The following is a 25,765-nucleotide window of genomic DNA, read 5'->3' on the forward strand; positions in this document are numbered from 1 at the left end:
CCGCCCCCCCGCGCGTCGACCCCCGAAACGGCCCCCCCCCGCACCCCCCCCCCCCCCCCCCCCCCCCCCCCCCCCCCCCCCCCCCCCCCCCCCCCCCCCCCCACGCCCGGATGGTGTCGATCTGCACCGGCGCCTCCGTGCTGGCCGCGGCCGGGCTGCTCGACGGGCGCCCGGCCGCCACGCACTGGCGCGACGCCGACGCCTTCCGCCGGCACTTCCCCGCCGTCCGGCTCGACGCCGACGTGCTCTTCGTCGACGACGGCGACGTGCTGACCTCCGCCGGCGTGGCCGCGGGCATCGACCTGCTGCTGCACCTGGTGCGCCGCGACCACGGCAGCGAGGTGGCCAACCGGGTCGCGCGGCGCAACGTCGTCGCCCCGTGGCGGGAGGGCGGGCAGTCGCAGTTCGTGGAGCGGCCGCTGCCGGAGTCCGGCGACACGGGGACGGCGGCCACCCGCGCCTGGGCGCTGGAGCACCTGGGCGAGCCGCTCACCCTCGCCGACCTCGCCGGGCACGCGCGGATGAGCGTGCGGACGTTCACCCGGCGCTTCCGCGAGGAGACCGGCCTGTCACCGCTGCGCTGGCTGGCCGCGCAGCGGATCGGGCTGGCCCGGCGGCTGCTGGAGTCCACCGACGCCTCGGTCGACCGCGTCGCGGCGCAGGCCGGGTTCGGCACCCCCGCGTCGCTGCGCCAGCACCTGCGGGCCTCGATCGGGGTGGCGCCGGGCGCCTACCGCCGCACCTACCGTGGCGCCGGCCGCACCGCCTGAGGCACTCGTCCGGGGGAGGTGTGACGGGCGACTCGCCCACACGGCGGCAGGATCGGCGGCCGCGTCTGGTTGAGTGGGGAGACCGGCGCCGCCCTCGCTCATCCGGAGCTGCAGGACTCGACGTCGGGCTGGTGCAGCGCCACCGAGGCGCGCCCGGCTGTCCGACGTCGCCGCCGGCGCGCTCCGCCCCGTCTCCCGGGGCCGGTCTGCGCCCGCGCACGGTGACCGAGGACGGCGACCCGAGAACGCCCGAGGAACCGATGACCTCCCCGCAGTCCCCCGCTCCCGCCGGTCCCGCCCGGTCCCGCCGCCGTCGCGGCGGCCGCGGCCGCGGCACCGGCGGCAGCAGCACCACCCCCGCCGCCCAGTCCCAGTCCCAGCCCCAGCCGCAGTCCCAGCCGCGGGAGATCCCGGCCGGCGACGTCGCCACCGTGCTGCCCACCGACACGACCTTCGCCGAGCTCGGCGTGCCCGCCCCGCTGGTCGAGGTGCTCACCTCCAGCGGCATCACCGCGCCGTTCCCCATCCAGGTCGCGACCCTGCCCGACTCCCTCGCCGGCCGCGACGTGCTCGGCCGCGGCCGCACCGGCTCGGGCAAGACCATCGCCTTCGCCCTGCCGCTGGTCTCCCGGCTGGCCGCCTCCACCACCCGCCGCCAGGCGCGCAGGCCGCGCGCGCTGGTCCTCGTCCCCACCCGCGAGCTGGCCAACCAGGTGCTGGCCACCGTCGAGCCGCTGGCCCGCGCCCTCGGGCTGCGCTCCACCACGGTCTTCGGCGGCGTGGGGCAGAACCCGCAGGTGCAGGCGCTGGCCGCCGGCGTCGACGTCGTCATCGCCTGCCCCGGCCGGCTCGAGGACCTCATCGGGCAGGGCCACGCGGACCTGTCCGCCGTCGAGGTCACCGTCCTCGACGAGGCCGACCACATGGCCGACCTGGGCTTCCTGCCCGGCGTCAAGCGGCTGCTGGACCGCACGCCGCAGGGCGGTCAGCGGCTGCTGTTCTCCGCCACGCTGGACAACGGCGTCGACGTGCTCGTCAAGCGCTACCTCGACCGCCCGGTGACCCACTCGGTCGACCCGGCCGTCGCACCGGTGGCCACCATGACCCACCACGTGTTCCAGGTGTCGGCCGCCGACAAGGCCGAGGTCGTGCGCCAGCTCGCCTCGGGCCTGGGCCGCAGCGTCCTGTTCACCCGGACCAAGCACCAGGCCAAGAAGCTCGCCAAGCAGCTCACCGCGGCCGGCGTCCCCGCCGTCGACCTGCACGGCAACCTCAGCCAGAACGCCCGCGAGCGCAACCTCGAGGCGTTCAGCACCGGCGGCACGCGCGTGCTGTGCGCCACCGACATCGCCGCGCGCGGCATCCACGTCGACGACGTCGCGCTCGTCGTGCACGTGGACCCGCCGACCGAGCACAAGGCCTACCTGCACCGCTCGGGCCGCACCGCCCGCGCCGGGGCCGGCGGCACGGTGGTCACCCTCTCCACCCCCGACCAGCACGGCGAGGTGCGCACGCTGACCCGCCAGGCCGGCATCACGCCGGTCGTGACCGCGGTGCGCCCGGGCGCCGAGCAGATCACCGCGCTCACCGGCCCGGCCGCGCCGTACGTCGAGCCCGCTCCCGCGCCGGCGCCCCAGCCGCAGGGCCAGGGCGGCGGCCGCCGTCGCCGCGGCGGCTCCGGCACCGCCGCGGCGGCCCCGAAGGCCACCGCGACGGCGACGGCCGGTGGCCGCGGCGCCGCGCGCAACCCCGGCCCCGCACGCACCCGCGCGGAGCTGGCCGCGCGGGCCGGTACCCACTCGGCGGCGTCGTTCAGCGGCCGGTCGCGGCGCGGCGGTCGCTGACCGGAGCTCCTGCCGGGGGTTCGCACGGGGGACGGTCGGGAAGAGCAGTCCCGACCGTCCCCGACCCCTGCGAGGTGCCCCGTGGCCCTGCCCATCACCCTGTCCGAGATCGGTCCCCGGATCTCCGCCGGTGCGTTCATCCTCAACAGCGGGCTGGGCAAGCGCGCGGCCGACGAGGAGACCGCGGCCGGGCTGCACGGCTTCGCCTCCGGCACCTACCCCTTCCTCAAGGACGTCGAGCCGCGGCAGTTCGTGCAGGCCCTGTCGACGGCGGAGATCGCCGTCGGCGCGGCCCTGCTGACGCCGTTCGTGCCGACCGCGCTGGCCGGCGCCGTCCTCACCGGCTTCGCCGGCGGCCTGCTCGGCCTGTACCTGCGCACGCCGGGCATGCGCAAGGAGGGCAGCCTCGCCCCCACCGAGCAGGGCCTGACGATCGCCAAGGACGTCTGGCTGCTCGGCATCGGCGTCGGCCTGCTCACCCGCGGCACCGTCGACCGCGGCTCCAAGCGCGTGCAGAAGGCCGCCCGGACCCTGGCGAAGGCCAACAAGCGGGTCTCCCGGGCCGAGCAGAAGATGGAGCGCAGGGCCGACCGCCGGGCCGCCCGCGCCGCCGCCGCGGCCTGACTCAGTCCCCGGGCAGGAAGACCGTGCCGACGAGCCGCCGCCGCCGGCCCGGGCCGGGCGCGTTGTCCAGGCGCGCCCGGAGCACCGCCCGGACGTCGTCGAGGAGGCCGGCGAACTCGTCGTCGTCGAGCCACAGGCCGGTCATCCGGTAACCGACCCCGTCCCGCGCGGGGTCGGGCCCGCCCGGCTCCTCGGCCGCGCGCCCGAGCCAGCGGTCGAAGTCGGCCAGCAGGGCGGCGACGAACGTGCCGAAGGCCCGGCGGTGCTCGTCGGGGCTCATCGCCGCCGCCTCGGCCGGCCCGACCGAGGCGGCGGCGACCACCAGCCGGTAGGTGCGCTCGGTGCTCCCCCGCACCCGCCGCTCGGCGACCACCTCGAGCACGCCGGCGTCGGCCAGCACCCCGACGTGCCGGTACAGCGTGGCGGCCGGGACGTCGGGCAGCTCGGCGTGCAGCTCGCCGGTGGTCAGGGTGCGGTCGCCCAGGAACGCCTGGACGACCCGGAGCCGCACCGGGTGCAGCAGCAGGTCCGCGGTCGCCACGCGGCCACCTCTCTCATAGTTGACAACGATGTCACCATCGAGAACAATAACCGCATGGCGACGATCCGGACCACTCCGCAGACCCTGTCCGTCTCCCTCACCCGGACCGAGAAGGTCCTCGGCCTGCTGCGCGACCTCGAGGTGCCGCTGGCGGCGGTGCGCTCGGCCGAGGTCGTCCCCGACGGGCTGGCCGCCGCCCGCGGCCTGCGCGCCCCCGGGCTCGGCCTGCCGGGCCGGCGGCTGATCGGCACCTGGCGGCGCCGGGGCACCAGGGCGTTCGTCAGCGTCCGCCGCGGCCCGGCCGTGCGGCTGCACCTGACCGGCCAGCGCTTCGACACCGTGCTCGTGTCCGCCGACGACGCCGCCGCGGTCGCCGCCGACGTGGCCGCGCACCGGACGGTCCCCCGGTGACCGTGCGCGAGGTCCCCCTCACGGTGCCCGGCGAGCCCCCGCTCGCCGGGACGCTCACCCTGCCGGACTCCCCCGGCCCGGTGCCGGCCGTCCTGCTGGCCCCGGGCTCGGGGCCGCTCGACCGCGACTCCGACCACCGCCGGGCGCGCTTCGGCGTCACCCGCGACCTGGCGCACGCCCTCGCCGAGGGCGGCGTCGCGTCGCTGCGGTACGACAAGCGCGGCGTCGGCGCGACGCCGGGCGACTGGCGGCGGGCGGGGTTCACCGACAACGCCGACGACCTCGTCCGGGCCGCCACCGCCCTCGCCGCCCGGCCCGAGGTCGACGGCGACCGGGTGGTGCTCGCCGGCCACAGCGAGGGCGCGCTGCTCGCCGCCACGGCGGTCGCGCGGGGGGTGCCGGCGGCCGGCGTCGTCCTGCTGGCCTGCTCGGCCACCCCGGGTGCGGAGCTGCTGCGCTGGCAGGCGCGGCAGATCGGCCCGACGCTGCCGGCGCCGGTGCGGGCGCTGCTGCGGCTGACGCGGACCGACCTGGAGCGGAAGGTCGCCGCCAACCACGAGCGCATCCGGGCCACGACCACCGACGTCGCCCGCATCGGCCCCGCGCGCCTCAACGCGCGCTGGCACCGGGAGTTCCTGGCGCACGACCCGCGCACCGACCTCGCCCGGATCGTCGTCCCGGTGCTCGCGGTGACCGGGGAGAAGGACCTGCAGGTCCCCGTCGCCGACCTCGAGGTGATCGCCGCGACGGTGCCGGGACCGGTCACCGTCCTGCGGGTGCCCGACCTGACCCACACGCTGCGCCGCCAGCCGGGACGGGCGTCGATGGGCGCCTACCGCGGCGAGCTGCGCCGCCCGGTCGACGCCGGGGTGCTCGCCGCCGTCGTCGGCTGGTGCCGCGAGGTCACCGGCCTGCAGCGCACCGCTGCCTGACGGTGGCCGGGCGCGCGGACGCGCCCGGCCACCGGTTCAATTGCCGCTGGAGAACGCGGCGTCGAACGCCGCGGCCGGCGGGTCGAAGGCCAGCCGGCGGACGAAGGCCAGCGCCTCGGGGGCGCCGACCAGGCGGTCCATGCCGGCGTCCTCCCACTCCACCGAGATCGGCCCGTCGTAGCCGATCGTGTTGAGCATCCGGAAGCAGGCCTCCCACGGGACGTCGCCGTGCCCGGTGGAGACGAAGTCCCAGCCGCGCCGCGGGTCGGCCCACGGCAGGTGCGAGCCGAGCCGGCCGTTGCGGCCGTTGCCGACCTGGCGCTTCGCGTCCTTGCAGTCGACGTGGTAGATCCGGTCCTTGAAGTCCCAGATGAAGCTGACCGGGTCGAGGTCCTGCCACACGAAGTGCGACGGGTCCCAGTTCAGCCCGAAGGCCTCGCGGTGGCCGATCGCCTCGAGCGCGGCCACCGTCGTCCAGTAGTCGTAGGCGATCTCCGACGGGTGCACCTCGTGGGCGAACCGGACGCCGACCTCGTCGAAGACGTCGAGGATCGGGTTCCACCGCGCCGCGAAGTCGGCGTAGCCGTCCTCGATCATCGACGAGGGGGCCGGCGGGAACATCGCCACGGCCTTCCAGATCTTCGACCCGGTGAACCCGACGACCGTCTTCACGCCCAGCTTGGCCGCGGCGCGCGCGGTCAGCTCCATCTCCTCGGCCGCCCGCTGCCGGACGCCCTCGGGGTCGCCGTCGCCCCAGACCCGCTTGTTGACGATGTCCTGGTGCCGGGCGTCGATCGGGTCGTCGCAGACGGCCTGGCCGTTGAGGTGGTTGGAGATGGCCCACACCTTCAGGCCGTACTTGTCCAGCAGCTCGAGCCGCTGCTGCACGTAGGAGTCGTCGGTGGCGGCCTTCTCGACGTCGAGGTGGTCACCCCAGCAGGCGATCTCCAGGCCGTCGTAGCCCCACTCGGAGGCGAGCCGGGCCACCTCCTCGAACGGCAGGTCGGCCCACTGGCCGGTGAACAGGGTGACGGGGCGGGGCATCAGGCGGTCCTCTCGGGGTCCTGGGCGGCGGGGTCCTGGGCGGCGATCGGGGTCCACACGGAGTCGGCGGCGGCGCTGCGCTCGACGGCGTCGAGCACCCGCTGCACCTGCAGGCCGTCGGCGAACGACGGCGTCGGGTCCTCGTCCTTGGCGATCGCGGTGAGCAGGTCGACGACCTGGTGGGTGAAGCCGTGCTCGTAGCCCAGCCCGTGACCGGCCGGCCACCAGGAGCCGATGTAGGGGTGCCCGGGCTCGGTGACGAGGATGCGCCGGAACCCGGCGCGCTCGGCGGGCTCGCTGCCGTCGAAGAACTGCAGCACGTTCATGTCCTCGAAGTCGAAGGCGAGGCTGCCCTCGGACCCGTTGACCTCGATGCGGATGGCGTTCTTGCGGCCGAGGGCGAAGCGGGTGGCCTCGAAGGTGGCCAGCGCGCCGCCGGAGAACCGGCCGAGGAACACCGCGGCGTCGTCGACGGTGACCCGGCCCGTCCCCTGCCCCGCGACGCCGGACAGCGACCCGGCCGCGGCCGGCAGCGGGCGCTCCTCGACGAAGGTCTCCAGCAGCGCGCTGACGCCGGTCAGGCTCTCGCCGGTGATGTGCTGGGTGAGGTCGACGATGTGCGCGCCGATGTCGCCGAGCGCGCCGGAGCCGGCCTTGTCCTTCTCCAGCCGCCACGACATGGGCGCGGCGGGGTCGGCGATCCAGTCCTGCAGGTACTGCGCGCGCACGTGCCGCACCTGGCCGATGCGGCCCTCGGCGACCAGCTGCCGGGCCAGCCCGATCGCCGGCACCCGGCGGTAGGTGAAGCCGACCATCGAGCGCACGCCGCGGGCGGCGGCCCGCTGCGCGGCAGCGGTCATCGCCTCCGCCTCGGCGACGGAGTTGGCCAGCGGCTTCTCGCAGAGCACGTGCTTGCCGGCCTCGAGCGCCGCGATGGCGATCTCGGCGTGGGTGTCGCCGGGGGTGCAGACGTCGACGAGGCCGACGTCGTCGCGCTCGAGCAGCCGCCGCCAGTCGGTCTCCACCGAGGCCCAGCCCAGCCGGGCGGCGGCGTCGGCGGTCCGCTGGGGGTCGCGGCCGGCGAGCACGGTGAGCTCGGGGCGCAGCGGGAGGTCGAAGAAGTGGGGGGCGGTGCGCCAGGCCTGCGAGTGCGCCGCGCCCATGAAGGCGTGTCCGATGAGACCGATCCCGAGGGTCGGCCGGTCTGCTGAGGTCATGGGGGCTCCCGGGGAGGGACGGGGCCGCCGGTGACCGGCGGCCCCGCCCGGGTGGATCAGGACTCGAACGCGTTGTCGATGTACTGGTCGACGTTGTCGGCGGTGACGACCGGCGCGTTGAGCACGATCTGCCGCGGGACCTCGACCTCGGTCAGGTCCGACAGCGCCTTGTCCTGCGCGACCAGCCGCGCCAGCGCGATGCCGTCGGCGGCCTGGGTGTGCGGGTAGATGACCGTCGCCTGCAGCACCGAGTCGCCCTCCTGGATGGCCCGCATCGCGTTCGCCGAGCCGGCGCCGCCGACCATGATGAACTCGTCGCGACCGGCGCTCTCGATGGCGGCCAGGACGCCGACGCCCTGGTCGTCGTCGTGGTTCCACAGGGCGTCGATCTGCGGCGCGGCCTGGAGCAGGTTCGACGCCGCCTCCTCGCCGCCCTCGACGGTGAAGTCGGCGGCGACGCGGTTGTCGACGTCGAGACCGCACTCGGACAGCGCGTCGGCGAAGCCCTGGCTGCGGTCCTGGGTCAGCGGCAGCGAGTCGATGCCGGCGATCTCGGCGACGACGGCGTCGGGCTGGTCGCCGAGCTGCTCGCAGATGTACGTGCCGGCCGAGACGCCCATGCCGTAGTTGTCGCCGAGGATCGTGGTGCGCGCGGCGAAGGGGCTGTCGAACTCGCGGTCGACGTTGATGACCGGGATGCCGGCCTCCATCGCCTGGATCGCCACCGGGGTCATCGCGGCACCGTCGAAGGGCAGCAGCACGATCGCGTCGACGCCGTCGTTGATGAACGTCTCCACCTGGCTGATCTGGGTGCTGACGTCGTTGGTGCCCTCCGCGACCACCAGCTCGACGTCCTCGTAGTTCTCCGCCTCGGCCCGGGCGGCCTCGGTGATGCCGGCCATCCAGCCGTGGTCGGCCGCAGGGGCGGAGAAGCCGATGGTGACGGTGTCGCCGGCCTCGTCGTTGGCGCTGGCGGCCTGGTTGCCGCCGCCTCCGCTGCCGGAGTCCTCGGGGGTGTTGCTGGTGCAGCCGGCCACGAGCACGCCCGCGCTGAGCAGGGCGACCGTGGCGTACGGCAGACGGCGGAACGGACGCTGCCTCGTTGCAGACATGCTCTCTCTCCTCGGGTGTCGCCTCCCTGTCCGGGAGCCGGGTGGGACGCCGCCGGACGGGTGTCCGGCGGGTGGTGCGGCTGGAACGGCCCCCTCGCGTGGCCCCGCCGCGGGTCTGCGGGCGGTGGGGCGAGGGGGTCCTCCGTCAGAGGGTCTTGCCGGTGGCGGCCGGCCGGGCGCCGCCGGGGCCGCCCGCGGCGCTGGTGCCGCCGGAGACCGCACCGGAGGGCGATCCGGGCAGGGCCGGCCCTCCCGGATCGCTCCCGGAGCCGGGGCGGCGGAACGAGAAGCCGCCGGTGGCCACGCGCTGCTGCAGCAGCACCGCGAGGATGATGATCACGCCGCGGGCCACGGCCTGCGCCGAGCTCGACAGGTTGTTGAGCGTGAAGACGTTGCCCAGCGTGGTGAAGATCAGGACGCCGAGGACGGTGCCGACGATCGTGCCGCGCCCGCCGATGAGCAGCGTGCCGCCGATGACCACCGCGGCGATGGCGTCGAGCTCGTAGAGGGTGCCGTGGGTCGAGCTGCCCGTCGTCGTGCGCGCCATGAGCATCACGGCCGCGATGCCGCAGCAGACGCCGGACAGGACGTAGAGCTTGACGGTGTGCCGCTGCACCCGGATGCCGGCCAGCCGGGCGGCCTCGGCGTTGCCGCCGACGGCGAAGGTGCGCCGGCCGAAGGTCGTGCGGTTGAGCAGCACCCACCCGGCGACGGCGACCAGCGCGAAGATGATCACCAGCGTCGGGACGCCGAGGACGTCGCCGGAGAAGAAGGACAGGAAGTCCCGGTCGCGCACGATCTGGGTGCGCCGGTTGGCGATGATCTCGGCCAGGCCGCGGGCGGCGGCGAGCATCGCCAGCGTGGCGATGAAGGCGGCGAGCCGCCCGTAGGCGATGACCACCCCGTTGACGAGCCCGGCCACGCTGCCGACCACCAGCGCGGTGACCACCATGACGATCCAGTGGACGTCCTCGGCCATCTGCTGGGTGGCCAGCGTGGTGGCCCACACCGACGCCAGGGCCACCAGCGCGCCGACCGACAGGTCGATCCCGCCGCCGATGATCACGAAGGTCATGCCGACGCTGACCACGCCGATGACCGAGGCCAGCCGCAGGATGGTCAGGACGTTGTCGACGTCGGCGAAGCGGTCACCGGCTGTCGCGATCCCGACGATGCAGAGGATGACCAGCGCGAGCACCAGGCCCAGGTTGCGGCCCACCGGCCCCGCCAGGAACCCGCCGGGGTGCCCGCGGCGGGACTGCTCCTTGCCCGTGCCCGTGGTCAGCACCGTGCTGCCCTCACTCATGCGACGTCCCCTTCGTGCACCGGGACGCCGTGCGTCGACGTCCCCTCCATGACCAGGTCGAGCACGCGGTGCTCGTCGAGGGCCGCGGCCGGCTCCTCGGCCACCACCCGGCCCTCCGCGACGACGAGGACCCGGTCGGCCAGACCGAGCACCTCCGGGATCTCGCTGGAGACCACGACCACCGCGACCCCGCGGTCGGCGAGGTCGCGCACGAGCGCGTAGATCTCCGACCGGGCACCGACGTCGACGCCGCGGGTCGGCTCGTCGAGCAGCAGCACCCGGCACTCGCGCAGCAGCCAGCGGGCCAGCACGACCTTCTGCTGGTTGCCGCCGGACAGCGTCCGCACCTCGCGGGTGACGTCGGCGGGGCGGACCTCCAGCGCGCCGACCTGCTCCCGGGCGGCCGCGCGCTCGGCCGCGGCGGACAGGAAGCCGCCGCGGGCGAAGCGGGCGAGGCTGGAGATCGAGATGTTGCGGGCCACCGACTCGCCGAGCAGCAGCGCCTGGCTCTTGCGCTCCTCGGGTGCCAGGCCGACGCCGGCGGCCACCGCGGCGCCGACGTCACCGGGCCGCAGCCGGCGGCCGCCCACGCGCACCGTGCCGCTGGTCGCGCGCCGGGCACCGTAGACGGTCTCGAGGATCTCCGAGCGGCCCGAGCCGACCAGCCCGGCCAGCCCCACGATCTCGCCGGGCCGCACGGTGAGGGAGACGTCGGAGAACGCGCCGCGCAGGCCGAGGTCGTCGACCTCGAGCACCGGCTCGGCGGTGGCCGGGGGCCGGTGGTGGCGCTCGGGGAAGACGTACTCGATGTCCCGGCCGGTCATCAGCGTGATGACCTCGCGGGTCGGCGTCTCCCGGGCCGGCAGCCCGGTGGCGACGGTCCGGCCGTCCTTGAGGACGGTGATCCGGTCGCCGATCTCGCGGATCTCCTCGAGCCGGTGGGAGATGTAGACGACGGCGACGTCGTGCGCGGTGAGGTCGCGGATGACCGTGAAGAGCCGCTCGACCTCCTCGTTGTCGAGGACCGCGGACGGCTCGTCCATGATGATCAGCCGGGCGTCCTGGGACAGCGCCCGCGCGATGCTCACCATCTGCTGGGAGGCCGCAGGCAGCGACCCGACCTCGGCGCCGGGGCGGATCTCGGGGTGGCCGAGCCGGGTGAGCAGCTCCCCCGCCCGCCGGTTGAGCTCGCGCGGCCGCACGAAGCCCAGCTGGGCCTGCTCCCGGCCGAGGAAGACGTTGTCGGCGACGGTCAGCCCGGCGACCAGGTCGAGCTCCTGGTAGATCGTCGCGATGCCCAGGCCCAGCGCGGCCTGCGGCGTCGACAGCCGGACCCGCTCGCCGCGCCACCAGATGGCGCCCTCGTCGGGCTGGTGGGCGCCGGCGAGGACCTTGATCAGCGTCGACTTCCCGGCGCCGTTCTGGCCGAGGAGGCAGTGCACCTCCCCCGCGCGGACGTCGAGATCGACGCCGCCGAGCGCGCGGACGCCCGGGAAGGTCTTGACGATGCCGTGCATCTCCAGCAGCGGCGCCTCGCGCAGCCGCGACTCCCGCTCGACGTCCACCGCACCACCCGACTTCTGCTCAGCTTTGACCATTAGTCCGTTGAGCGGAGAACGTATGAGGTGGCACACAGGAGGTCAAGACCCTGGCCGGGTCGGTTACCGGATCGCGACCCGACCGCCGGACCGTCGAGGGGGCCTCCCGGGCGGGAGGCACCCCGTCTCAGCGGGCGAGCGCCTGGTGGACGGAGTCCTCGTCGAGGTGGCCCTCGATGGCCATGAGGGCGGCACCGACCCGGCCGGAGAGGTCCGGCGCCTCGCTGACGGTGATCTCCAGGGCACGCGCGGCCAGCGGCATGGCCCGGCCGTAGACCGCCTCGCGGATGCCGGCCAGCAGCGGGACGCCGGCCTGGGCGACGCCCCCGGTCATGACGATCCGGTGCGGGTTGAAGAAGTTGACCAGCGCGGCCAGCACGGTGCCGATCGTGCGGCCGGCGTGCCGGACCAGCTCCAGGGCCACACCGTCGCCCTGCGCGGCCCGCTCGACGACGTCGCGGGTGGTGGTGACCGGCAGCCCGGCGGCCTGGGCGTCGCGCAGCAGCGCACCGCCGCCGGCGATCGCCTCCAGGCAGTTGGTCTGCCCGCACCGGCAGACGACCTCCCGGCCGCCGGCCGAGGGCACGTGGATGTGCCCGATGTCGCCGGCGCTGCCCTGCGCGCCCCGGTACACCCCGCCGTCGACGATGATCCCGCAGCCGATGCCGGTGCCGACCTTGACGACCAGCACGTCCTGCACCGAGCCCGCGACGCCCATCTCGCCGAGCGCCATGACGTTGACGTCGTTGTCGACGAACACCGGGCAGCCGTAGCGGCCGAACGCGCTCGGGATCGGGAAGTCGTGCCAGCCGGGCATGATCGGCGGGTGCGAGGGCCGCCCGGTCGAGAACTCGACCGGGCCGGGGACGCCGACGCCGACGGCGCACACGTCGGCAGGGGTCAGCCCGGCCTCGGCGAGCACCTGCTGCGCCAGCCGGTCGACCTCGGCGAGCACCGGGCGGGGGCCCTCGGCGATGTCGATGGGGTGCCCGGCGGTGGCGAGGATCTGCGCGGACAGGTCGGTGACGGCGACGTCGACGCTGGTGACGCCGAGGTCGACGGCGAGCACGCACCCGGCGGCGCTGTTGAACCGCAGCAGGGTGGGCGGGCGGCCGCCGGTGCTCCAGCCGCGGCCGCCCTCCTCGAGCAGGCCGGCGGCGATGAGCTGGTCGACGCGGGCGCTGACGGTGTTGCGCGCGGCGCCGGTCAGCGCGACGAGCTCGGCCCGGCTCCGGGCACGGCCGGTGCGCACGTGGTGCAGCAGCGCGCCGGCCGAGGCGGAGGAGGAGCCCATGCCGTCATGGTGACACGCCGCGGGCCCGGTCCCGGCCGCTCCGCCCGGCCGACTCCGCCAGCACCGCCCGCAGCACGGCGGCCACCTCGCCGGGGTGGGTCTGCACCGTCATGTGCGCCGCACCGGGCACCTCGACGACCCGGCCGCGGGGTGCCGCGGCGGCCACCCGCCCGGCCCAGTCGGCACGGCAGAGCCGGTCCCGGGTGCCGCGGACGACGGTCACCGGCACGCCGACGGCGGCCAGCCGGTCCTCGATCCGGTCGGGAGCCGCGCTCCGCCACAGGGCCCGCATCGCGCGGGGGCCGGTGCCCAGCCACTGCGCGAGCACCAGCGGCAGCTGCCACCACGGCTCGGCGAGCGCCGTCCACAGCCACCACCGGGCCAGCCGGGCCGGGCGGCGCAGCCGCGGGTCGGTGGTCGGGCCGAGCAGCACGACACCGGCCACGCGGGGGTCCGTGGCCGCCGCGGCGACCACCTGGCAGCCCTGGCTGTGCCCGGCGAGCACGACCGGACCGGCACCGAGGGCGGCGCGCAGGGCGGCGGCCAGGTCGTCGAGCGGGGGAACAGGTGCAGACCGGCCCATCCCGGGTAGGAGCACGACGCCGGCGGGTACCCGCCGGCGCAGCCGTGACCACGACCGCCCGTCCAGCCCCAGGCCGGGGACGACCACCAGCCGGGGGATGAGGACGGGCACCGGCCCGGTTGTACCGGGTGGACGCGGACACCGCGAACGCACACCACAGCCACGGGCGGGTGGCCGGGATCACCTCCCCGGCCGGCCCGCTGCAGGACAGCGGAGTCCCTGACGGGAGAGGATCAGTCATCATGACGACGACATCACCTGCGCACGACGCCGCCGACGGCACGCGGACCGGACGCCCGCAGGTGGTGATCGTCGGCTCCGGCTTCGGAGGGCTGTTCGCCGCGAAGGCCCTGCGCAACGCCGACGTCGACGTCACGGTGATCGCCAAGACCGGCCACCACCTGTTCCAGCCGCTGCTCTACCAGGTGGCCACCGGCATCCTGTCCGAGGGCGAGATCGCGCCGGCCACCCGCGAGGTGCTGCGCCACCAGAAGAACGCCCGGGTGGTCCTGGGCGAGGTCGTCGACATCGACGTCGACGCGCGCACGGTGACCTCCACCGTCCTCGGCCGCACCACGGTGCACCCCTACGACGAGCTCATCGTCGCCGCCGGCGCGGGACAGTCCTACTTCGGCAACGACCAGTTCGCCGAGTTCGCCCCCGGCATGAAGAGCATCGACGACGCCCTCGAGCTGCGCGGCCGGATCTTCGGCGCCTTCGAGCTGGCCGAGATCGCCACCGACCCCGCCGAGGTCGAGCGACTGATGACCTTCGTCGTCGTCGGTGCCGGCCCCACCGGGGTGGAGATGGCCGGCCAGATCGCCGAGCTCGCGCACCGGACGCTGCGCCGCGACTTCCGCAACATCGACCCCGAGCAGGCGCGCATCATCCTGCTCGACGGCGCGCCGCAGGTGCTGCCGCCGTTCGGCCCGAAGCTCGGTGAGCAGGCGCGCCGCCACCTCAACCGGATCGGCGTCGAGGTCCAGCTCGGCGCGCTGGTCACCGACCTCGACGCCGACGGCCTCACCGTCAAGGACTCCGACGGGCAGGTGCGCCGCATCGCCGCCGCCACCAAGGTGTGGGCGGCCGGTGTGCAGGCCTCCCCGCTGGGCCGGCTGCTGGGCGAGAAGACCGGCGCCGAGGTGGACCGCCCCGGCCGGGTCGCGGTGCAGGCGGACCTGACCCTGCCCGGCCACCCGGAGATCCACGTCGTCGGCGACATGGCCAACCACCCCGACAAGCTGCCGGGTGTGGCACAGGTGGCCATCCAGGGCGGGCGCTACGCGGCCGACCAGATCCAGCGCCGCCTCGCCGGCAAGAAGCCGCGCGGGCCCTTCCGCTACCGCGACAAGGGCAACATGGCGACGATCTCGCGGTTCTCCGCGGTGGCCGACATCAAGAAGATGAAGTTCGAGGGCTTCATCGCCTGGGTGATCTGGCTGGTGGTGCACCTCTTCTACATCATCGGCTTCAAGAGCCGGGTCACCACGGTGCTGCACTGGATGGTCAGCTTCCTCGGCCGCGGCCGCTCGCAGCGGGTGGCCACCCAGCAGCAGGTCTACGGCCGGCTGGCGCTGGAGAAGCTCGGCCCGGAGTTCTCCGCGTCGAAGACCGGTGGCCCGAAGGACCACGGCGAGGACCCCGACGAGGTCAACCCCGAGCAGCAGAAGGACCTCGTCGCCCGCCGCACCGCTTAGCGGCACCACCTCGGCCCGCCCCGCGTCAGCGGGGCGGGCCGAGCCACGTGTCGAGGGCGGCGGCGACCAGGGCGGGGGTCACCACGTGGCCGCCGTCGAACTCGTCGTAGACGACGTCGTAGCCGCCCGCGGTGAGCTGCTGCGCCACCCGCCGGCCGCAGCGGTCGACCGGCAGCACCCGGTCGTGCGTGCCGTGGGCGATCCACACCCGCGGCCGGCCCGCGCGCCCGGGCGGCGCCGCGAAGCCGGGTGAGAAGGCCAGCAGCGCCTCGACCAGCTCGCCGTTGGCCAGGCCCAGCGACAGGGCGTACGAGGCGCCGTCGGAGAAGCCGCCGAGCGCCACCCGCGACACCGCCAGGCCCGCGGCCACCTGCTGCAGGGCGGCGTCGAGGACGGCGACGTCGCGGCCGAGCCCGCCCGCGATGAGGTCCCAGGTGACCGCCACCGACGACGTGGCGAGCACCGCGACCCCGCGGGCGGTGGCGACGTCGCCCACCGCCGCCAGCGACTGCCCGGCGTGGCCGCCGGCGCCGTGGCAGAACACCAGCAGCGGGCACGGCCCGCCCCCTGCCCGGGGGACGGCGACCAGCGCCTCGGCTGCGCCGCCGAGGTCGAGCGCCGTGGTGCCCGGCGGCAGCGGCGGCCCGGCCGGCGAGGGACCGGGCCGCGCCTCGAGTCGCCCCTCGGCGGCCGGGCGCGGCGCGGCCGCCATCACACCGCGTGCGCCGCGGGCGGCACGTGCTCGTCGGGCCGCTCGAGGTGCAGCGGCTGCAGCGGCGTCGTCTCCTCCAGGTACAGGAAGGCGTCGTAGCGCTCGCCGAGCACGGTCGGCACGTAGTTGCCCCAGCGCTCCCGCTCGGGCCGGTACACCACGCCGATCGCCCGGTGGCCGAGCCGGCGCTCCAACCAGCCGGGGCGCTCCCCGCGCGGGACGAGGACCAGCGCGTCCCGTCCGAGCGCCTCGTGCAGCAGGTGCTCCAGGCTGCCCTCCCGGGCCGGCGGCACGACCATGCGCTCGATCTGCGCGCCCCACTCCCGCCCGGCGACCACCCCGCCGCGGTGCCCGCCGAACCCGACCAGCACGACGTCGTCGGCGCCGTGCCGCTCCCGCAGCAGCTGGCCGACGTTGGTCATCCCGGCGTCGGCCATGTCGGTGGCGCGGGCGTCCCCGACGTGGGTGTTGTGCTCCCAGACGACCGCCCGCCGGCCGGTGTGCGCCAGCAGCCGGTCGAGGGTGTCGGCCATGTGCACGTCGCGGACGTTCCACGACTCCGCCGAGCCCCCGACCATCGCCCGGTAGTAGCGCTCGGCCCCGGCGACGACGGCGGCGTTCTGCTCGGCGGCGAAGCGGGCGTCGGCGTCGTCGGGGTCGCTCGCCGCGCCGCGCTCCTCGCACAACCGGCGCAGCAGGTCGACGACGGTCTCCTCGCACGTGGAGGGCGCGAACCGGCTGGCGAAGGCGTACTCGGCGCCGTCCTCGCCGAAGGGCTCGAAGCAGCGCAGCGCCTGCCGCGCGGCCGCCGCGTGCTCGGGCTCGTTGTCCTGCACCCAGGCCAGCAGCTCGTGCATGGAGTCCCAGAGGCTGTAGACGTCGAGGCCGTGGAAGCCGACACGCTCGGCCGCGGGCCGGGCGGCGTTGACCTCGCGCAGCCAGCGGCAGAAGTCGACGACGTCGTCGTTGGCCCACATCCACGTCGGCCAGCGGGAGATCGCGTCCAGGGCGGTGCGCGGGTCCTCGTCGGCCCCCGGGCGCAGCCGCACGCTGCGGTCGACCCGGGCGCAGTCGGGCCAGTCCCCCTCGACGGCGACCAGGCCGAAGCCGTGCTCCTCGACCAGGCGGCGGGTCAGCGCCGCGCGCCAGGCGTAGTACTCGTGCGTGCCGTGGCTGGCCTCGCCGACCGCCACCACCCGCGCGTCGCCGACCCGCGCGAGCAGCGGGTCGAGGTCGGCGGCATCGCGCAGCGGGAGGGCGAGCTCCCGGACGTCGTCGGCGTCCATCAGGTCCTCCCGGCCGCCCCCTCGCGGACGACCCACTCGGCGACCGCCCGGCGGTCGCCCGTGCGCAGCCAGGTGCTCCGCTGCCGCGCCGCGGACGTACCCCGGCCGAGCAGGTCCTGCACCAGCGCGCAGACCTCGTCCCACTCGCCGGCGCCGGTGAGGTCCTCCTCGAGCTCGGCGAGCAGGCCGGAGACGGCGTCGCGGGCGTCGACCAGCTCCAGGCGCAGCGGGTCGAACAGCCGGCCGCCGACGCCCTCGCGCGCCGCCCGCCAGCGGGCCGCCCGCAGGTGCTCGGGGCGGACCTCGGGCACCGGCTCGCCGCGGGCGGCGCGGCCGGCGAGCACCCGCACCAGCGAGCGGACCAGCGCCGCGTGCAGGACGGCGTCGTCGACGGTGGTGCACACGTCGGCCAGCCGGAACTCGATGGTCGGCAGTCGGGCCGAGGGGCGCACGTCCCAGTACAGGTGCGACCCGTCGGCCACCACGCCGGAGGCGACCAGGCCGGCGAGCACGCGCCGGTAGCCCTCGGCGTCGCCGAGGGGCTCGGGGGCGCCGGCGTGCGGGAAGCGGGTCCACCACAGCGTCCGCCACGACTCGTAGCCGGTGTCGACGCCGTCGTGGAACGGCGAGCTGCCGGTCATGGCCAGCAGCACCGGGACGTAGGGCCGGGCGCGGTCGAGCACGGCGACGGCGGTGTCGAGGTCGGGGACGCCGACGTGCACGTGGCAGCCGCAGATGTCCTGCTGCCGGGCCAGCCCCGCCCAGCGCTCCACCATCGCCTCGTACCGCTCCCCCGGCGTGACCGGCATGGTGTGCCAGGAGTCCCACGGGTGGGTGGACGCGGGCAGCAGCAGCAGGCCGTCGCGCGCCGCGGCGGCGGCCGCCTGGGCGCGGCCGGCGGCGATCTCGGCGCGCACCTCGGCGAGGGAGGTGCAGATCCCGCTGGCGGTCTCCAGCTGGGTGGTGGAGATCTCCGGGAGCACCAGCGGGCCCGCCTCGCCGGCGAGGGCGGCGGCCGCCGCCTGCGGGCCCGGGGTCAGCTCGTAGGTGTCGGGCGCGACGAGGTGGAACTCCTCCTCGACACCGAGGGTGCGCCCGACGGCGCGGGTGTCGGACTGCTGGCCGTCGGGGTGCACGCCGCTCCTGGGTGCCGTCGGGGGTGCCGGTGACCGTGCTGGTGACCGTGTGTGGGGCAGGCCGACGCTACGGCCGGCCCGGCGGCGTCGCACCTGCTGACCGGCGCGCTCGTGCTCTGCCCCGCGTCCGTGGGCAGAGCACGAGCGCGCGCCGGGGCACCTGATCGCTGTGGGCGTAGCCGCGGGGGTGGCCGGGACGGGCGCACAGGCGTCCACTGGACGGTGCAACGGTGTAATCAGACCCAGGAGGTGCGCCGTGACCCGACCGGACACCGACGCCGCGCTGGACGCCTACTCCCAGGTGGTCACCGCGGTGGCCGCCGACCTCACCCCGCACGTCGCCGCGCTGCAGGTCACCGGCCCCGACGGGCGGTCGGGCGCCGGGTCGGCGGTGGTGGTCCCCGGTGACGGCCTGCTGCTGACCAACGCGCACGTGGTCGGCCGCGCCCGCGCCGGGCGGGCGGTGTTCAGCGACGGCAGCGAGACGGCGGTGGACGTCGTCGGCACCGACCCGCTCTCCGACCTCGCCGTCGTCCGGGCCACCGGCGGCGCCCCGGAGCCGGCCGTGCTCGGCGACGCCGCGCAGCTGCGGGTCGGGCAGCTCGTGGTCGCCGTCGGCAACCCGCTGGGCCTGGCCGGGTCGGTGACCGCCGGCGTGGTCAGCGGCCTGGGGCGCTCGCTGCCCACCCGCGACGGGCGCACCGCGCGGGTGGTCGAGGACGTCATCCAGACCGACGCCGCGCTCAACCCCGGCAACTCCGGCGGCGCGCTGGCCGACTCCGCCAGCCGGGTGGTGGGGATCAACACCGCCGTCGCGGGGTGGGGCCTGGGGCTGGCCGTGCCGGTCAACGACACCACCCGCCGGATCATGACGACGCTGGTGCGCGACGGCCGGGTGCGCCGGGCCTACCTCGGCCTGGTCAGCAGTCCCGCGCCGCTGCCGGCCCCGCTCGCCGAGCGCACCGGACGCCGCCGCGGGCTGCGGGTGGTCGACGTCGTCGCGGGGTCGCCGGCCGACCGGGCGGGGCTGCGGCCCGGTGACCTGGTCCTGGAGGCGGGCCGGGCGCCGGTGGCCGAGGCGCAGAGCCTGCAGCGGCTGCTGTTCGCCGAGGCGGTGGGACAGCCGCTGCCGGTCACCGTCTACCGGCGCGGGGCCATGGTCGACGTCATCGCCGTCCCGACCGAGCTCACCGGCTGACCACTCCTCCGGGTGACGCGCTCCTCCCCCTGCTCAGGAGCGCCCGGATGGGGAACGATCCCCTTCGCGACGGAGGGGGCCGCGTGTACGGGGATCGCAGGAGTGGGCTGGGCCTGCTCGCGCTGCTGTACGGCTGTGGGGCCGTGCTGTGCGCGGCGGGCGCGCTGTGGCCGATGAGCGTCCGCACGCCGGTGTCGCTGCTGGCAGCGCTGGCCGTGTGCGGCGGGGCGCTCGCCGCGGTGATGTGGACCGGCCGCGACCGGCTGCCGATGGCCGCCGTCCACGCGGCGCTCGCGCTGCTGTCGCTGCTCACCGCCCTGGTGGCCTGGCGGTCGGCCACCGCCGTGGGCATCGTCGGCCTCGGCCCGGCGCTGGTGGCCCTGGGGATGCTCGCCGGGCACGTGCTGCCGCCGGCGCCGGCCCGCGCCCACGCCGCCGCCGGGGTCGTCGTCGTCAGCGCGGGCGCGCTCGCCGCGGCGCCGGAGGGCTTCCTGTCGCCGTGGAGCGCCGCGGTCATCACCGCGGTCGTGCTCACCGAGGCGCAGATCCGCCAGACCCGCGCCCTGCGCCGGGCCGCCTGCACCGACCCGCTGACCGGGCTGGTCAACCGCCGCGCGTGGGAGGACGGCGCCGTCCGGGTGCTGGCCGCCGCGGGGCGGGCCGGCGAGCCGGTCACCGTCGCGCTGCTGGACCTCGACGGGTTCAAGGCGGTCAACGACACCGGGGGGCACGCCGCCGGGGACGCACTGCTGCGCTCGCTGGCCTCCTCCTGGCGCTCGGAGCTGCGCCGGTCGGACCTGCTCGGCCGGGTCGGCGGGGACGAGTTCGCCCTGTGCCTGCCCGGCAGCGACACCGCGGCCACCGCCGACCTGCTGCAGCGGCTGCGCGCGGTGTCGGCCGGGCCGTGGTCGGCCGGGACGGCGACCGCCCGCCCCGGTGAGGACCTCGACGAGGTGCTCGCCCGCGCCGACGCCGCCCTCTACCGGCAGAAGGCGGTCCGCTCCGCCCGCCGGACGCGCGTGGACTGAGCGCCCCGGGCGCTCAGGGGCGGCGCCAGCCGTCGGAGGTCAGGTGGGAGCCGGCCATCGGCCCCATCTGCAGCATGCCGCCGTCGACGGCGTAGGACGCCCCGGTCACGTAGGACGCCTGCGGGGAGGCGAGGAACGCGACGACGGCGGCGACCTCGTGGGCGTCGCCCGGGCGGCCCACCGGGACACCGGGCCGCTCGTGCCCGGGCGCGGTGGGGTCCTCGTCCTCCTGGCCGGTCATCGGCGTGGCGATCTCCCCCGGCGCGACGGCGTTCACGGTGATCCCGTGCTCGGCGAGCTCGATGGCGGCGACCCGGGTGAGCAGCCCCAGGCCACCCTTGGCCGCGCAGTAGGCCGCCGCGCCCACCCGCGGCTGGTGCTCGTGGACGCTGGTGACGTTGACGACGCGCCCGCCCCGCCCGGCGGCGACCATCCGCCGGGCGGCCCGCTGCAGGCACAGGAACGCCGCGTCGAGGTCGGTGGCCAGCACCTCGCGCCACGTCGCGTAGTCGGTGTCGAGGAGCAGCGTGGAGTGACCGGTGCCGGCGTCGTTGACGAGCACGTCGATGCCGCCGAGCGCGTCGGCGAGCTCGTCGACGACGTCGGCGGCCTGCGGCAGCTGCGTGAGGTCGACGTGGCGGACCTCCGCGCGCCGGCCCCGGGAGCGCACCTCCTCGGCGGTGGCCTGCGCGTCGGCCTCGTCGCGGTACCAGGTGATCCCCACGTCGCAGCCCTGCTCGGCGAGCGCGACGGCCACCGCCTTGCCGATGCCCGACTCCGACCCGGTGACGACCGCGACGCGGCCCGCTGACTCCGTCATGCCCCCATGCTGCGGGCCGGTGCCGGTCCCCGCCGTCCGACCGATCACGCTGCGCAGTGCCGCGACGACGGTCCGGCGTCCACGCCCGGGCACCCGGCGGGTCCGTGGCGATCGGCCGGATCGCGGCCGACACTCGGGGAACTGACGCAGCCACCCGTCAGCCTCGCTCCACCGGGAGACGCTCCTGCCGCTCCAGACCTTCGGCCCCTACGAGCTCGACGAGTTGCTGGGACGCGGCCGCTCGGGCGAGGTCCACCGCGCCTGGGACACCCGCCGGCACCGGACCGTCGCGCTCCGGATCCTGCTGCCGGAGCTCACCCGGGACGAGCGGTTCCGCGCACGCTTCCTCCGCGACTGCGAGCGCGCCGCGCAGCTCGACGAGCCGCACGTCGTCGCCGTCCACGAGTTCGGCGAGATCGACGGCCGGCTCTACGTGGACACGCAGCTGGTCGACGGCCGGACGCTGGCCGCGGTGCTCGCCGCCGGGGGGCCGCTGCCGGCCCACCTCGCGGTCGGCGTCGTCGGGCAGCTCGCCGCCGCACTCGACGCCGCGCACGCCCGCGGTCTCGTGCACCGCGACGTCGCGCCCGCCGAGGTCCTGCTGTCGGGCCGGACCGCCCACCCGGACTGCCACCTCGACGGGTTCGGGATCGCCGGGGCCCCCACCGGCGGGGACGCGGTCGCGATGCCGCGGTACGTGCCCCCCGAGCGCCTGACCGACCGGCTCGCCGACCACCGGGTCGACGTCTACGCGCTGGCCTGCCTCCTGTACGAGGTGCTCACCGCCAGGCCGCCGTTCGCCGCCGCCGACGCGCAGGAGCTGTGCGAGGCGCACCTGCACCGGGAGCCGCCGCGGCCCACCGACGTGGTCGCCTCGCTCCCGCCGGGGCTCGACGCCGTGGTGGCGCGGGGCATGGCCAAGGACCCCGACCAGCGGTACGTGAGCGCCGGCGAGCTGGCGCGCGCCGCCCGCGCGGCACTCATGCCCGCCCCCGACACCGTGCCGGTGCGGGCCGTCCCGCCGCCGGCCGCCTCCGGCGGGACCGCGGTGGGTACCGCGGGCGGTGCCCCGGCGGCCGGTGCTCCGGCGGGAGGGACCGCCGCGGCCGTGCGCGGCTCCGGGGCCGACGTGGCCGGTGCCCACCGCGCCCGGCACCGCGCCGCCGAACCGCCGCCGCGGCCACCCCGCCGCCGGGGCCTGGCCGCGGCACTCGTCGCCGGGGCGGTCGCGCTGACCGCCGCCGGCGGGGTGGCGGCGGTCCGGCTGGCCTCCGACGGCTCCGACGCGACGGCGTCGACCCCGGTGGTCGTCGAGCCGGCCGACGACCCGGGCGAGGACCCGTTCGTCCCCGCGCCGCCGGGGGCGGCCGGCCCGGCTGAGTCCGGCGTCCCGGCACCCGCCGACGGCGAGCCCCCCGCGGACGGGGCCGGCGCGGCACCGGGCACCGCGGGCTCCCCGCAGGGCGACGGGTCCGCGGGGACGACCCTCGAGCCCCCGACGGGGACCGGCGGCGCCGGGGTGGGCGCCGACACCCCGGCCGAGGCGGCCGGCACCCAGTCCCCGGACGCCACGGCGCCGGACGGCGCTGCACCGGGGGGCGCGGGACCCGACGGCGCGGCGACCGGGAGCGCGGCGGCGGGCAGCCCGGTGGCCGGTGACCGGCCGGGGCTCTACGGCGGTCCCGGCGCCGAGGTCTGCGACGCCGAGGGGATGGCGGCGTTCCTCGCGGCCCGCCCCGACCGCGCCGCCGCCTTCGCCGCGGTCGAGGGCATCCCGGTCGACGGGATCGAGCTGCACCTGGCGACGCTGACCCCGGTGGTGCTGCGCTTCGACACCGCCGTCACCAACCACGGCTTCGCCGACGGGCGGGCCGTGCCGTTCCAGTCGGTGCTGCGGGCCGGCACGGCCGTGCTGGTCGACGACTCGGGCGTCCCGCAGGTCCGGTGCCTGTGCGGCAACCCGCTGGAGCCGCCCGCCGCCCGCCCCTCCCCCGACTACCAGGACCCCGAGGGCGACCCCGTGCGGGGTCGTGCCCCCGACACGGTGGTCGTCGTGCAGCGCAGCGCCGCGCCGGTGCCCGCGCTGGTCCTCGTCGACGACACGACCGGCACGGTGGTGGCCCGGCCCGTGGGCACCGCCGGTGGCGGGGACCGGCAGGTCGACGCCGGCCTGGCCGAGCAGGCCCTCCGGTTCGGCGGCGACACCACACCGCCCGCCACGGGCAGCGGGACGACGTCGGCGGGCCCGTCGTCCGGCTCCTCGTCCGGCTCCTCGTCCGGTTCCTCGTCCGGTTCCCCGTCCGGCAGCGACGGCCCCGCGGGTCCGTCCGGCGGCACGGTGGCGCCTGCACCGGCCCCCGGGTCCGGCGCTCCTCCCGCCGGGGACGCGCCGGGCAGCCCGCCGCAGCCGGAGGCACCGGTCGAGGAGGCACCACCCGCCGGGGAGCCGCCGACCGAGCAGCCCCCCGCCGACGAGCCCCCTGCGGAGGAGCCGCCAGCGGAGGAGCCCCCCGCGGAGGAGCCGCCGGCCGAGGAGCCACCGGCCCCGCCCGCACCGCCGGCCGACGAGCCGCCCGCCGAGGCACCACCGGCCCCGCAGGCTCCGGAGCCGCCCGCCGCGCAACCCCCGGCCCGGGAGGAGGCCGCGGTCGAGGCACCGGCCGGACAGGCGCCCCCCGAGGAGCCGCCCGCACCGGACCCACCCGCCGAGGAGGCGCCCGCAGCGGAACCGCCCGCCGGGGAGCCGCCGGCTGCCGACCCGGGCGGCTCCTGACCGTCGACGGCGGGGCGCTCAGCCGGCCGCGGTGGTGTACCGGTCGGCGACCACGCGCAGCCGGTCGGTGAGCTCCGGCGGCGGGGACAGCACGGTGAACGGCGCGCCGGTCAGGCCCAGCGCCGCCACCGCCCAGTCGAGGTCGTCGCCCTCGATGCGCACCCGGCAGCCGCCGGGGCCGTCGTCGGTGACGGTGGCCCAGCGCCCGATCCGCCGGCGCACGTGGTCCCCGCCGGCGGCCACCCGCGCCTCGACGACGTACCGGGTCCACGCGCTGCCGATGCGCTCGCGCACGTAGGCCGCGGCGTCCTCGGCGGGGAAGCGGCGCGGGCCGAACACCGCGCCCGTGCCGCGCGGAGCGTGCAGCCGGTCGAGCCGGAACACCCGCCAGTCGCCGCGGTCGAGGTCGTAGCCGACGAGGTACCAGCGGCGGCCCAGCGCCACGAGGCGGTGCGGCTCGACGGTCCGCTCCGCGCGCTCCCGGTCGGGGGCGGTGTAGCCGAAGGTCAGCCGCTCGGTGTCGCGGCAGGCGAGGGCGACGGTGGTCAGGACGGCGGGGTCGACGACGTCGGCGCCCGACGACGGGGGCGTGCCGGCCGGCACCGTCACCGCGCGCAGCGCCTCGACCCGCGAGCGCAGCCGGCGGGGCATGACCTGCACCAGCTTGGCCAGCGCCCGCACCGACGTCTCGGCCATGCCCGCGACCGGGCCCGCGGCGGCCGCCTGCAGCCCGACGGCGAGCGCGACGGCCTCGTCGTCGTCGAGCACGAGCGGCGGCAGCGCGGCGCCCGGCGCGAGCGCGTACCCGCCGTCGACCCCGCGCGAGGCGTCGACCGGGTAGCCGAGCTCGCGCAGCCGCTCCACGTCGCGGCGCAGCGTGCGGACGGAGACGCCCAGCCGGTCGGCCAGGTCGGCGCCGGACCAGTAGCGGCGTGCCTGCAGCAGGGACAGCAGCCGGAGGGTGCGCACCGCGGGGTCGCTCACCCCCCTATCCTCCCCGGGACAACGGTCAGGATGTGACCGCAATGACCGGGAGCATGGTCCTCACCAGGACGGACGAGAACCCCGGAGGACCCCGTGACCGCTTCGACCCCCACCCTGACCGGCGAGCGCGCCGACCTGCTCGAGACGCTGGCCACCCACCGGGACTTCCTGCGGTACACCGTCCGGGGGCTGACCGACGAGCAGGCCACCCGGCGCACCACCGCCAGCCGGCTGACGCTGGCCGGCATCGTCAAGCACGTCGCCTCCACCGAGCGGTCGTGGGCGGACTTCGTCGTCCACGGCACCAGCGCCATGGAGCAGTCGCCGGAGGACTGGGCGCAGGAGTGGGTGCTGGCACCGGGCGAGACGCTGGCGTCGGTGCTCGCCCTCTACGACGACGTCGCCGCCCGCACCGACGAGCTGGTCCGCACCGTCGACCTCGACGCCGCGCACCCGCTGCCGGAGGCGCCGTGGTTCGCGCCGGGCGCCGTCCGCTCCGCGCGGCGGGTGTTCCTGCACGTGGTGGCCGAGACCGCCCAGCACGCCGGGCACGCCGACATCCTGCGGGAGTCCCTCGACGGCCAGAGGACGATGGGTTAGCCGGAGGGGCCGGCACCGGGCGGCGCCGCCTCCAGCTCGGCGACCCGGGCGGCGGTGCGGTCGCGCTCGGCGGCCGCGCGCTCCGCCGCCCGGTCGGCCGCACCCGCCCGCCGCTGCGCCGTCGCCGTCTCGGTGCCGGCGGCCTCCGCCTCCTCGCGCGCCCGCGCCAGCTCGGCGGCCAGCTCCTCGACCCGGGCGGTCAGTTCGGCGGCCCGGCGCGCCGCCCGGGCGGCCCGGTCCCGCGCCGCCCGGGCG

24 protein-coding genes are annotated in these 25,765 nt (G+C 76.8%); 10 read left to right on the top strand and 14 right to left on the bottom strand.

Annotated elements, in window-relative coordinates; all coding sequences use genetic code 11:
• Nucleotides 1-113 precede the first annotated feature (113 nt).
• The 3 genes from ACI8AD_RS22670 to ACI8AD_RS22680 all read left to right on the top strand — a co-directional run bounded on the left by ACI8AD_RS22670 (nucleotide 114) and on the right by ACI8AD_RS22680 (nucleotide 3,238).
• Nucleotides 114-770 carry a GlxA family transcriptional regulator gene (locus ACI8AD_RS22670; protein WP_456872788.1) on the top strand — a complete coding sequence of 219 codons (657 nt, stop codon included), beginning with the start codon at nucleotides 114-116 and terminating at the stop codon, nucleotides 768-770.
• Between the two features lie 260 nt (nucleotides 771-1,030).
• Entirely contained in the window at nucleotides 1,031-2,614 is a 1,584-nt protein-coding gene (locus tag ACI8AD_RS22675) for a DEAD/DEAH box helicase (protein ID WP_456872789.1), read from the top strand.
• 81 nt (nucleotides 2,615-2,695) lie between these two features.
• A complete protein-coding gene (locus tag ACI8AD_RS22680) occupies nucleotides 2,696-3,238 on the top strand; it encodes a hypothetical protein (protein ID WP_456872790.1) in 543 nt (180 codons plus the stop codon).
• Between the two features lies 1 nt (nucleotide 3,239).
• On the opposite strand, the gene ACI8AD_RS22685 is transcribed toward ACI8AD_RS22680, so the two are convergent.
• Nucleotides 3,240-3,779: a helix-turn-helix domain-containing protein gene (locus tag ACI8AD_RS22685; protein ID WP_456872791.1), complete on the bottom strand. Its 540-nt coding sequence runs from the start codon at nucleotides 3,777-3,779 to the stop codon at nucleotides 3,240-3,242.
• A 54-nt stretch (nucleotides 3,780-3,833) separates the two neighbouring features.
• Here ACI8AD_RS22685 and ACI8AD_RS22690 point away from each other — a divergent pair, with 54 nt between their 5' ends.
• Nucleotides 3,834-4,190, top strand: coding sequence for a hypothetical protein (locus tag ACI8AD_RS22690; RefSeq protein WP_456872792.1), 357 nt, complete (start codon nucleotides 3,834-3,836; stop codon nucleotides 4,188-4,190).
• A complete protein-coding gene (locus ACI8AD_RS22695; RefSeq protein ID WP_456872793.1) occupies nucleotides 4,187-5,122 on the top strand; it encodes an alpha/beta hydrolase family protein in 936 nt (311 codons plus the stop codon). Before ACI8AD_RS22690 ends, ACI8AD_RS22695 begins: the two co-directional genes overlap by 4 nt.
• Before the next feature lie 36 nt (nucleotides 5,123-5,158).
• Here ACI8AD_RS22695 and ACI8AD_RS22700 read toward each other — a convergent pair whose 3' ends face one another.
• The 7 genes from ACI8AD_RS22700 to ACI8AD_RS22730 form a co-directional block, all read right to left on the bottom strand.
• A complete protein-coding gene (locus tag ACI8AD_RS22700) occupies nucleotides 5,159-6,166 on the bottom strand; it encodes a sugar phosphate isomerase/epimerase family protein (protein WP_456872794.1) in 1,008 nt (335 codons plus the stop codon).
• Nucleotides 6,166-7,383 carry a Gfo/Idh/MocA family protein gene (locus ACI8AD_RS22705; RefSeq protein WP_456872795.1) on the bottom strand — a complete coding sequence of 406 codons (1,218 nt, stop codon included), beginning with the start codon at nucleotides 7,381-7,383 and terminating at the stop codon, nucleotides 6,166-6,168. The genes ACI8AD_RS22700 and ACI8AD_RS22705 overlap by 1 nt, the downstream gene beginning before the upstream one ends.
• Nucleotides 7,384-7,439: 56 nt before the next feature.
• Nucleotides 7,440-8,495: a substrate-binding domain-containing protein gene (locus tag ACI8AD_RS22710; RefSeq protein WP_456872796.1), complete on the bottom strand. Its 1,056-nt coding sequence runs from the start codon at nucleotides 8,493-8,495 to the stop codon at nucleotides 7,440-7,442.
• Nucleotides 8,496-8,640: 145 nt separating this feature from the next.
• Complete coding sequence (locus ACI8AD_RS22715) at nucleotides 8,641-9,801, bottom strand: ABC transporter permease (RefSeq protein ID WP_456872797.1); 1,161 nt, start codon at nucleotides 9,799-9,801, stop codon at nucleotides 8,641-8,643.
• Complete coding sequence (locus tag ACI8AD_RS22720; protein ID WP_456872798.1) at nucleotides 9,798-11,366, bottom strand: sugar ABC transporter ATP-binding protein; 1,569 nt, start codon at nucleotides 11,364-11,366, stop codon at nucleotides 9,798-9,800. Before ACI8AD_RS22720 ends, ACI8AD_RS22715 begins: the two co-directional genes overlap by 4 nt.
• Nucleotides 11,367-11,526: 160 nt before the next feature.
• Nucleotides 11,527-12,693, bottom strand: coding sequence for an ROK family protein (locus ACI8AD_RS22725; protein WP_456872799.1), 1,167 nt, complete (start codon nucleotides 12,691-12,693; stop codon nucleotides 11,527-11,529).
• Between the two features lie 4 nt (nucleotides 12,694-12,697).
• On the bottom strand, nucleotides 12,698-13,387 hold the full coding sequence (locus ACI8AD_RS22730) for an alpha/beta fold hydrolase (protein ID WP_456872800.1): 690 nt from the start codon (nucleotides 13,385-13,387) through the stop codon (nucleotides 12,698-12,700).
• A gap of 131 nt (nucleotides 13,388-13,518) precedes the next feature.
• Between ACI8AD_RS22730 and ACI8AD_RS22735 the strand changes: the two genes are divergently transcribed.
• A complete protein-coding gene (locus tag ACI8AD_RS22735; RefSeq protein ID WP_456872801.1) occupies nucleotides 13,519-14,973 on the top strand; it encodes an NAD(P)/FAD-dependent oxidoreductase in 1,455 nt (484 codons plus the stop codon).
• Nucleotides 14,974-14,998: 25 nt separating this feature from the next.
• Here the strand turns inward: ACI8AD_RS22735 and ACI8AD_RS22740 are convergent, their stop codons facing one another.
• Genes ACI8AD_RS22740 through ACI8AD_RS22750 form a run of 3 tightly spaced genes read right to left on the bottom strand, consistent with a single transcriptional unit; the run spans nucleotide 14,999 to nucleotide 18,107 of the window.
• On the bottom strand, nucleotides 14,999-15,685 hold the full coding sequence (locus ACI8AD_RS22740; protein WP_456872802.1) for an alpha/beta hydrolase: 687 nt from the start codon (nucleotides 15,683-15,685) through the stop codon (nucleotides 14,999-15,001).
• On the bottom strand, nucleotides 15,685-16,971 hold the full coding sequence (locus ACI8AD_RS22745; protein ID WP_456872803.1) for an erythromycin esterase family protein: 1,287 nt from the start codon (nucleotides 16,969-16,971) through the stop codon (nucleotides 15,685-15,687). Before ACI8AD_RS22745 ends, ACI8AD_RS22740 begins: the two co-directional genes overlap by 1 nt.
• Nucleotides 16,971-18,107 carry a carboxylate-amine ligase gene (locus tag ACI8AD_RS22750; protein WP_456872804.1) on the bottom strand — a complete coding sequence of 379 codons (1,137 nt, stop codon included), beginning with the start codon at nucleotides 18,105-18,107 and terminating at the stop codon, nucleotides 16,971-16,973. The genes ACI8AD_RS22745 and ACI8AD_RS22750 overlap by 1 nt, the downstream gene beginning before the upstream one ends.
• 256 nt (nucleotides 18,108-18,363) lie before the next feature.
• On the opposite strand from ACI8AD_RS22750, the gene ACI8AD_RS22755 reads away from it, so the two are divergent.
• Both ACI8AD_RS22755 and ACI8AD_RS22760 read left to right on the top strand, forming a co-directional pair.
• Nucleotides 18,364-19,305, top strand: a complete 942-nt coding sequence (locus ACI8AD_RS22755; RefSeq protein ID WP_456872805.1) for a S1C family serine protease — start codon at nucleotides 18,364-18,366, stop codon at nucleotides 19,303-19,305.
• 83 nt (nucleotides 19,306-19,388) lie between these two features.
• Entirely contained in the window at nucleotides 19,389-20,333 is a 945-nt protein-coding gene (locus tag ACI8AD_RS22760; RefSeq protein ID WP_456872806.1) for a diguanylate cyclase, read from the top strand.
• Between the two features lie 13 nt (nucleotides 20,334-20,346).
• On the opposite strand, the gene ACI8AD_RS22765 is transcribed toward ACI8AD_RS22760, so the two are convergent.
• Nucleotides 20,347-21,153 carry an SDR family oxidoreductase gene (locus tag ACI8AD_RS22765; RefSeq protein WP_456872807.1) on the bottom strand — a complete coding sequence of 269 codons (807 nt, stop codon included), beginning with the start codon at nucleotides 21,151-21,153 and terminating at the stop codon, nucleotides 20,347-20,349.
• A 184-nt stretch (nucleotides 21,154-21,337) separates the two neighbouring features.
• On the opposite strand from ACI8AD_RS22765, the gene ACI8AD_RS22770 reads away from it, so the two are divergent.
• Entirely contained in the window at nucleotides 21,338-23,926 is a 2,589-nt protein-coding gene (locus ACI8AD_RS22770; RefSeq protein ID WP_456872811.1) for a DUF6777 domain-containing protein, read from the top strand.
• Between the two features lie 18 nt (nucleotides 23,927-23,944).
• On the opposite strand, the gene ACI8AD_RS22775 is transcribed toward ACI8AD_RS22770, so the two are convergent.
• Nucleotides 23,945-24,910 carry a helix-turn-helix transcriptional regulator gene (locus ACI8AD_RS22775; RefSeq protein WP_456872808.1) on the bottom strand — a complete coding sequence of 322 codons (966 nt, stop codon included), beginning with the start codon at nucleotides 24,908-24,910 and terminating at the stop codon, nucleotides 23,945-23,947.
• 93 nt (nucleotides 24,911-25,003) lie between these two features.
• Between ACI8AD_RS22775 and ACI8AD_RS22780 the strand changes: the two genes are divergently transcribed.
• Nucleotides 25,004-25,510 (top strand): DinB family protein, encoded by a 507-nt coding sequence (locus tag ACI8AD_RS22780; RefSeq protein ID WP_456872809.1) that lies wholly within the window; start codon nucleotides 25,004-25,006, stop codon nucleotides 25,508-25,510.
• On the opposite strand, the gene ACI8AD_RS22785 is transcribed toward ACI8AD_RS22780, so the two are convergent.
• Nucleotides 25,507-25,765 (bottom strand): hypothetical protein (locus tag ACI8AD_RS22785; RefSeq protein WP_456872810.1); only part of this gene is annotated, 259 nt, incomplete at its 5' end. The two genes, ACI8AD_RS22780 and ACI8AD_RS22785, sit on opposite strands and share 4 nt — an antisense overlap.

It is taken from the genome of Geodermatophilus sp. SYSU D00766, from assembly GCF_054049915.1.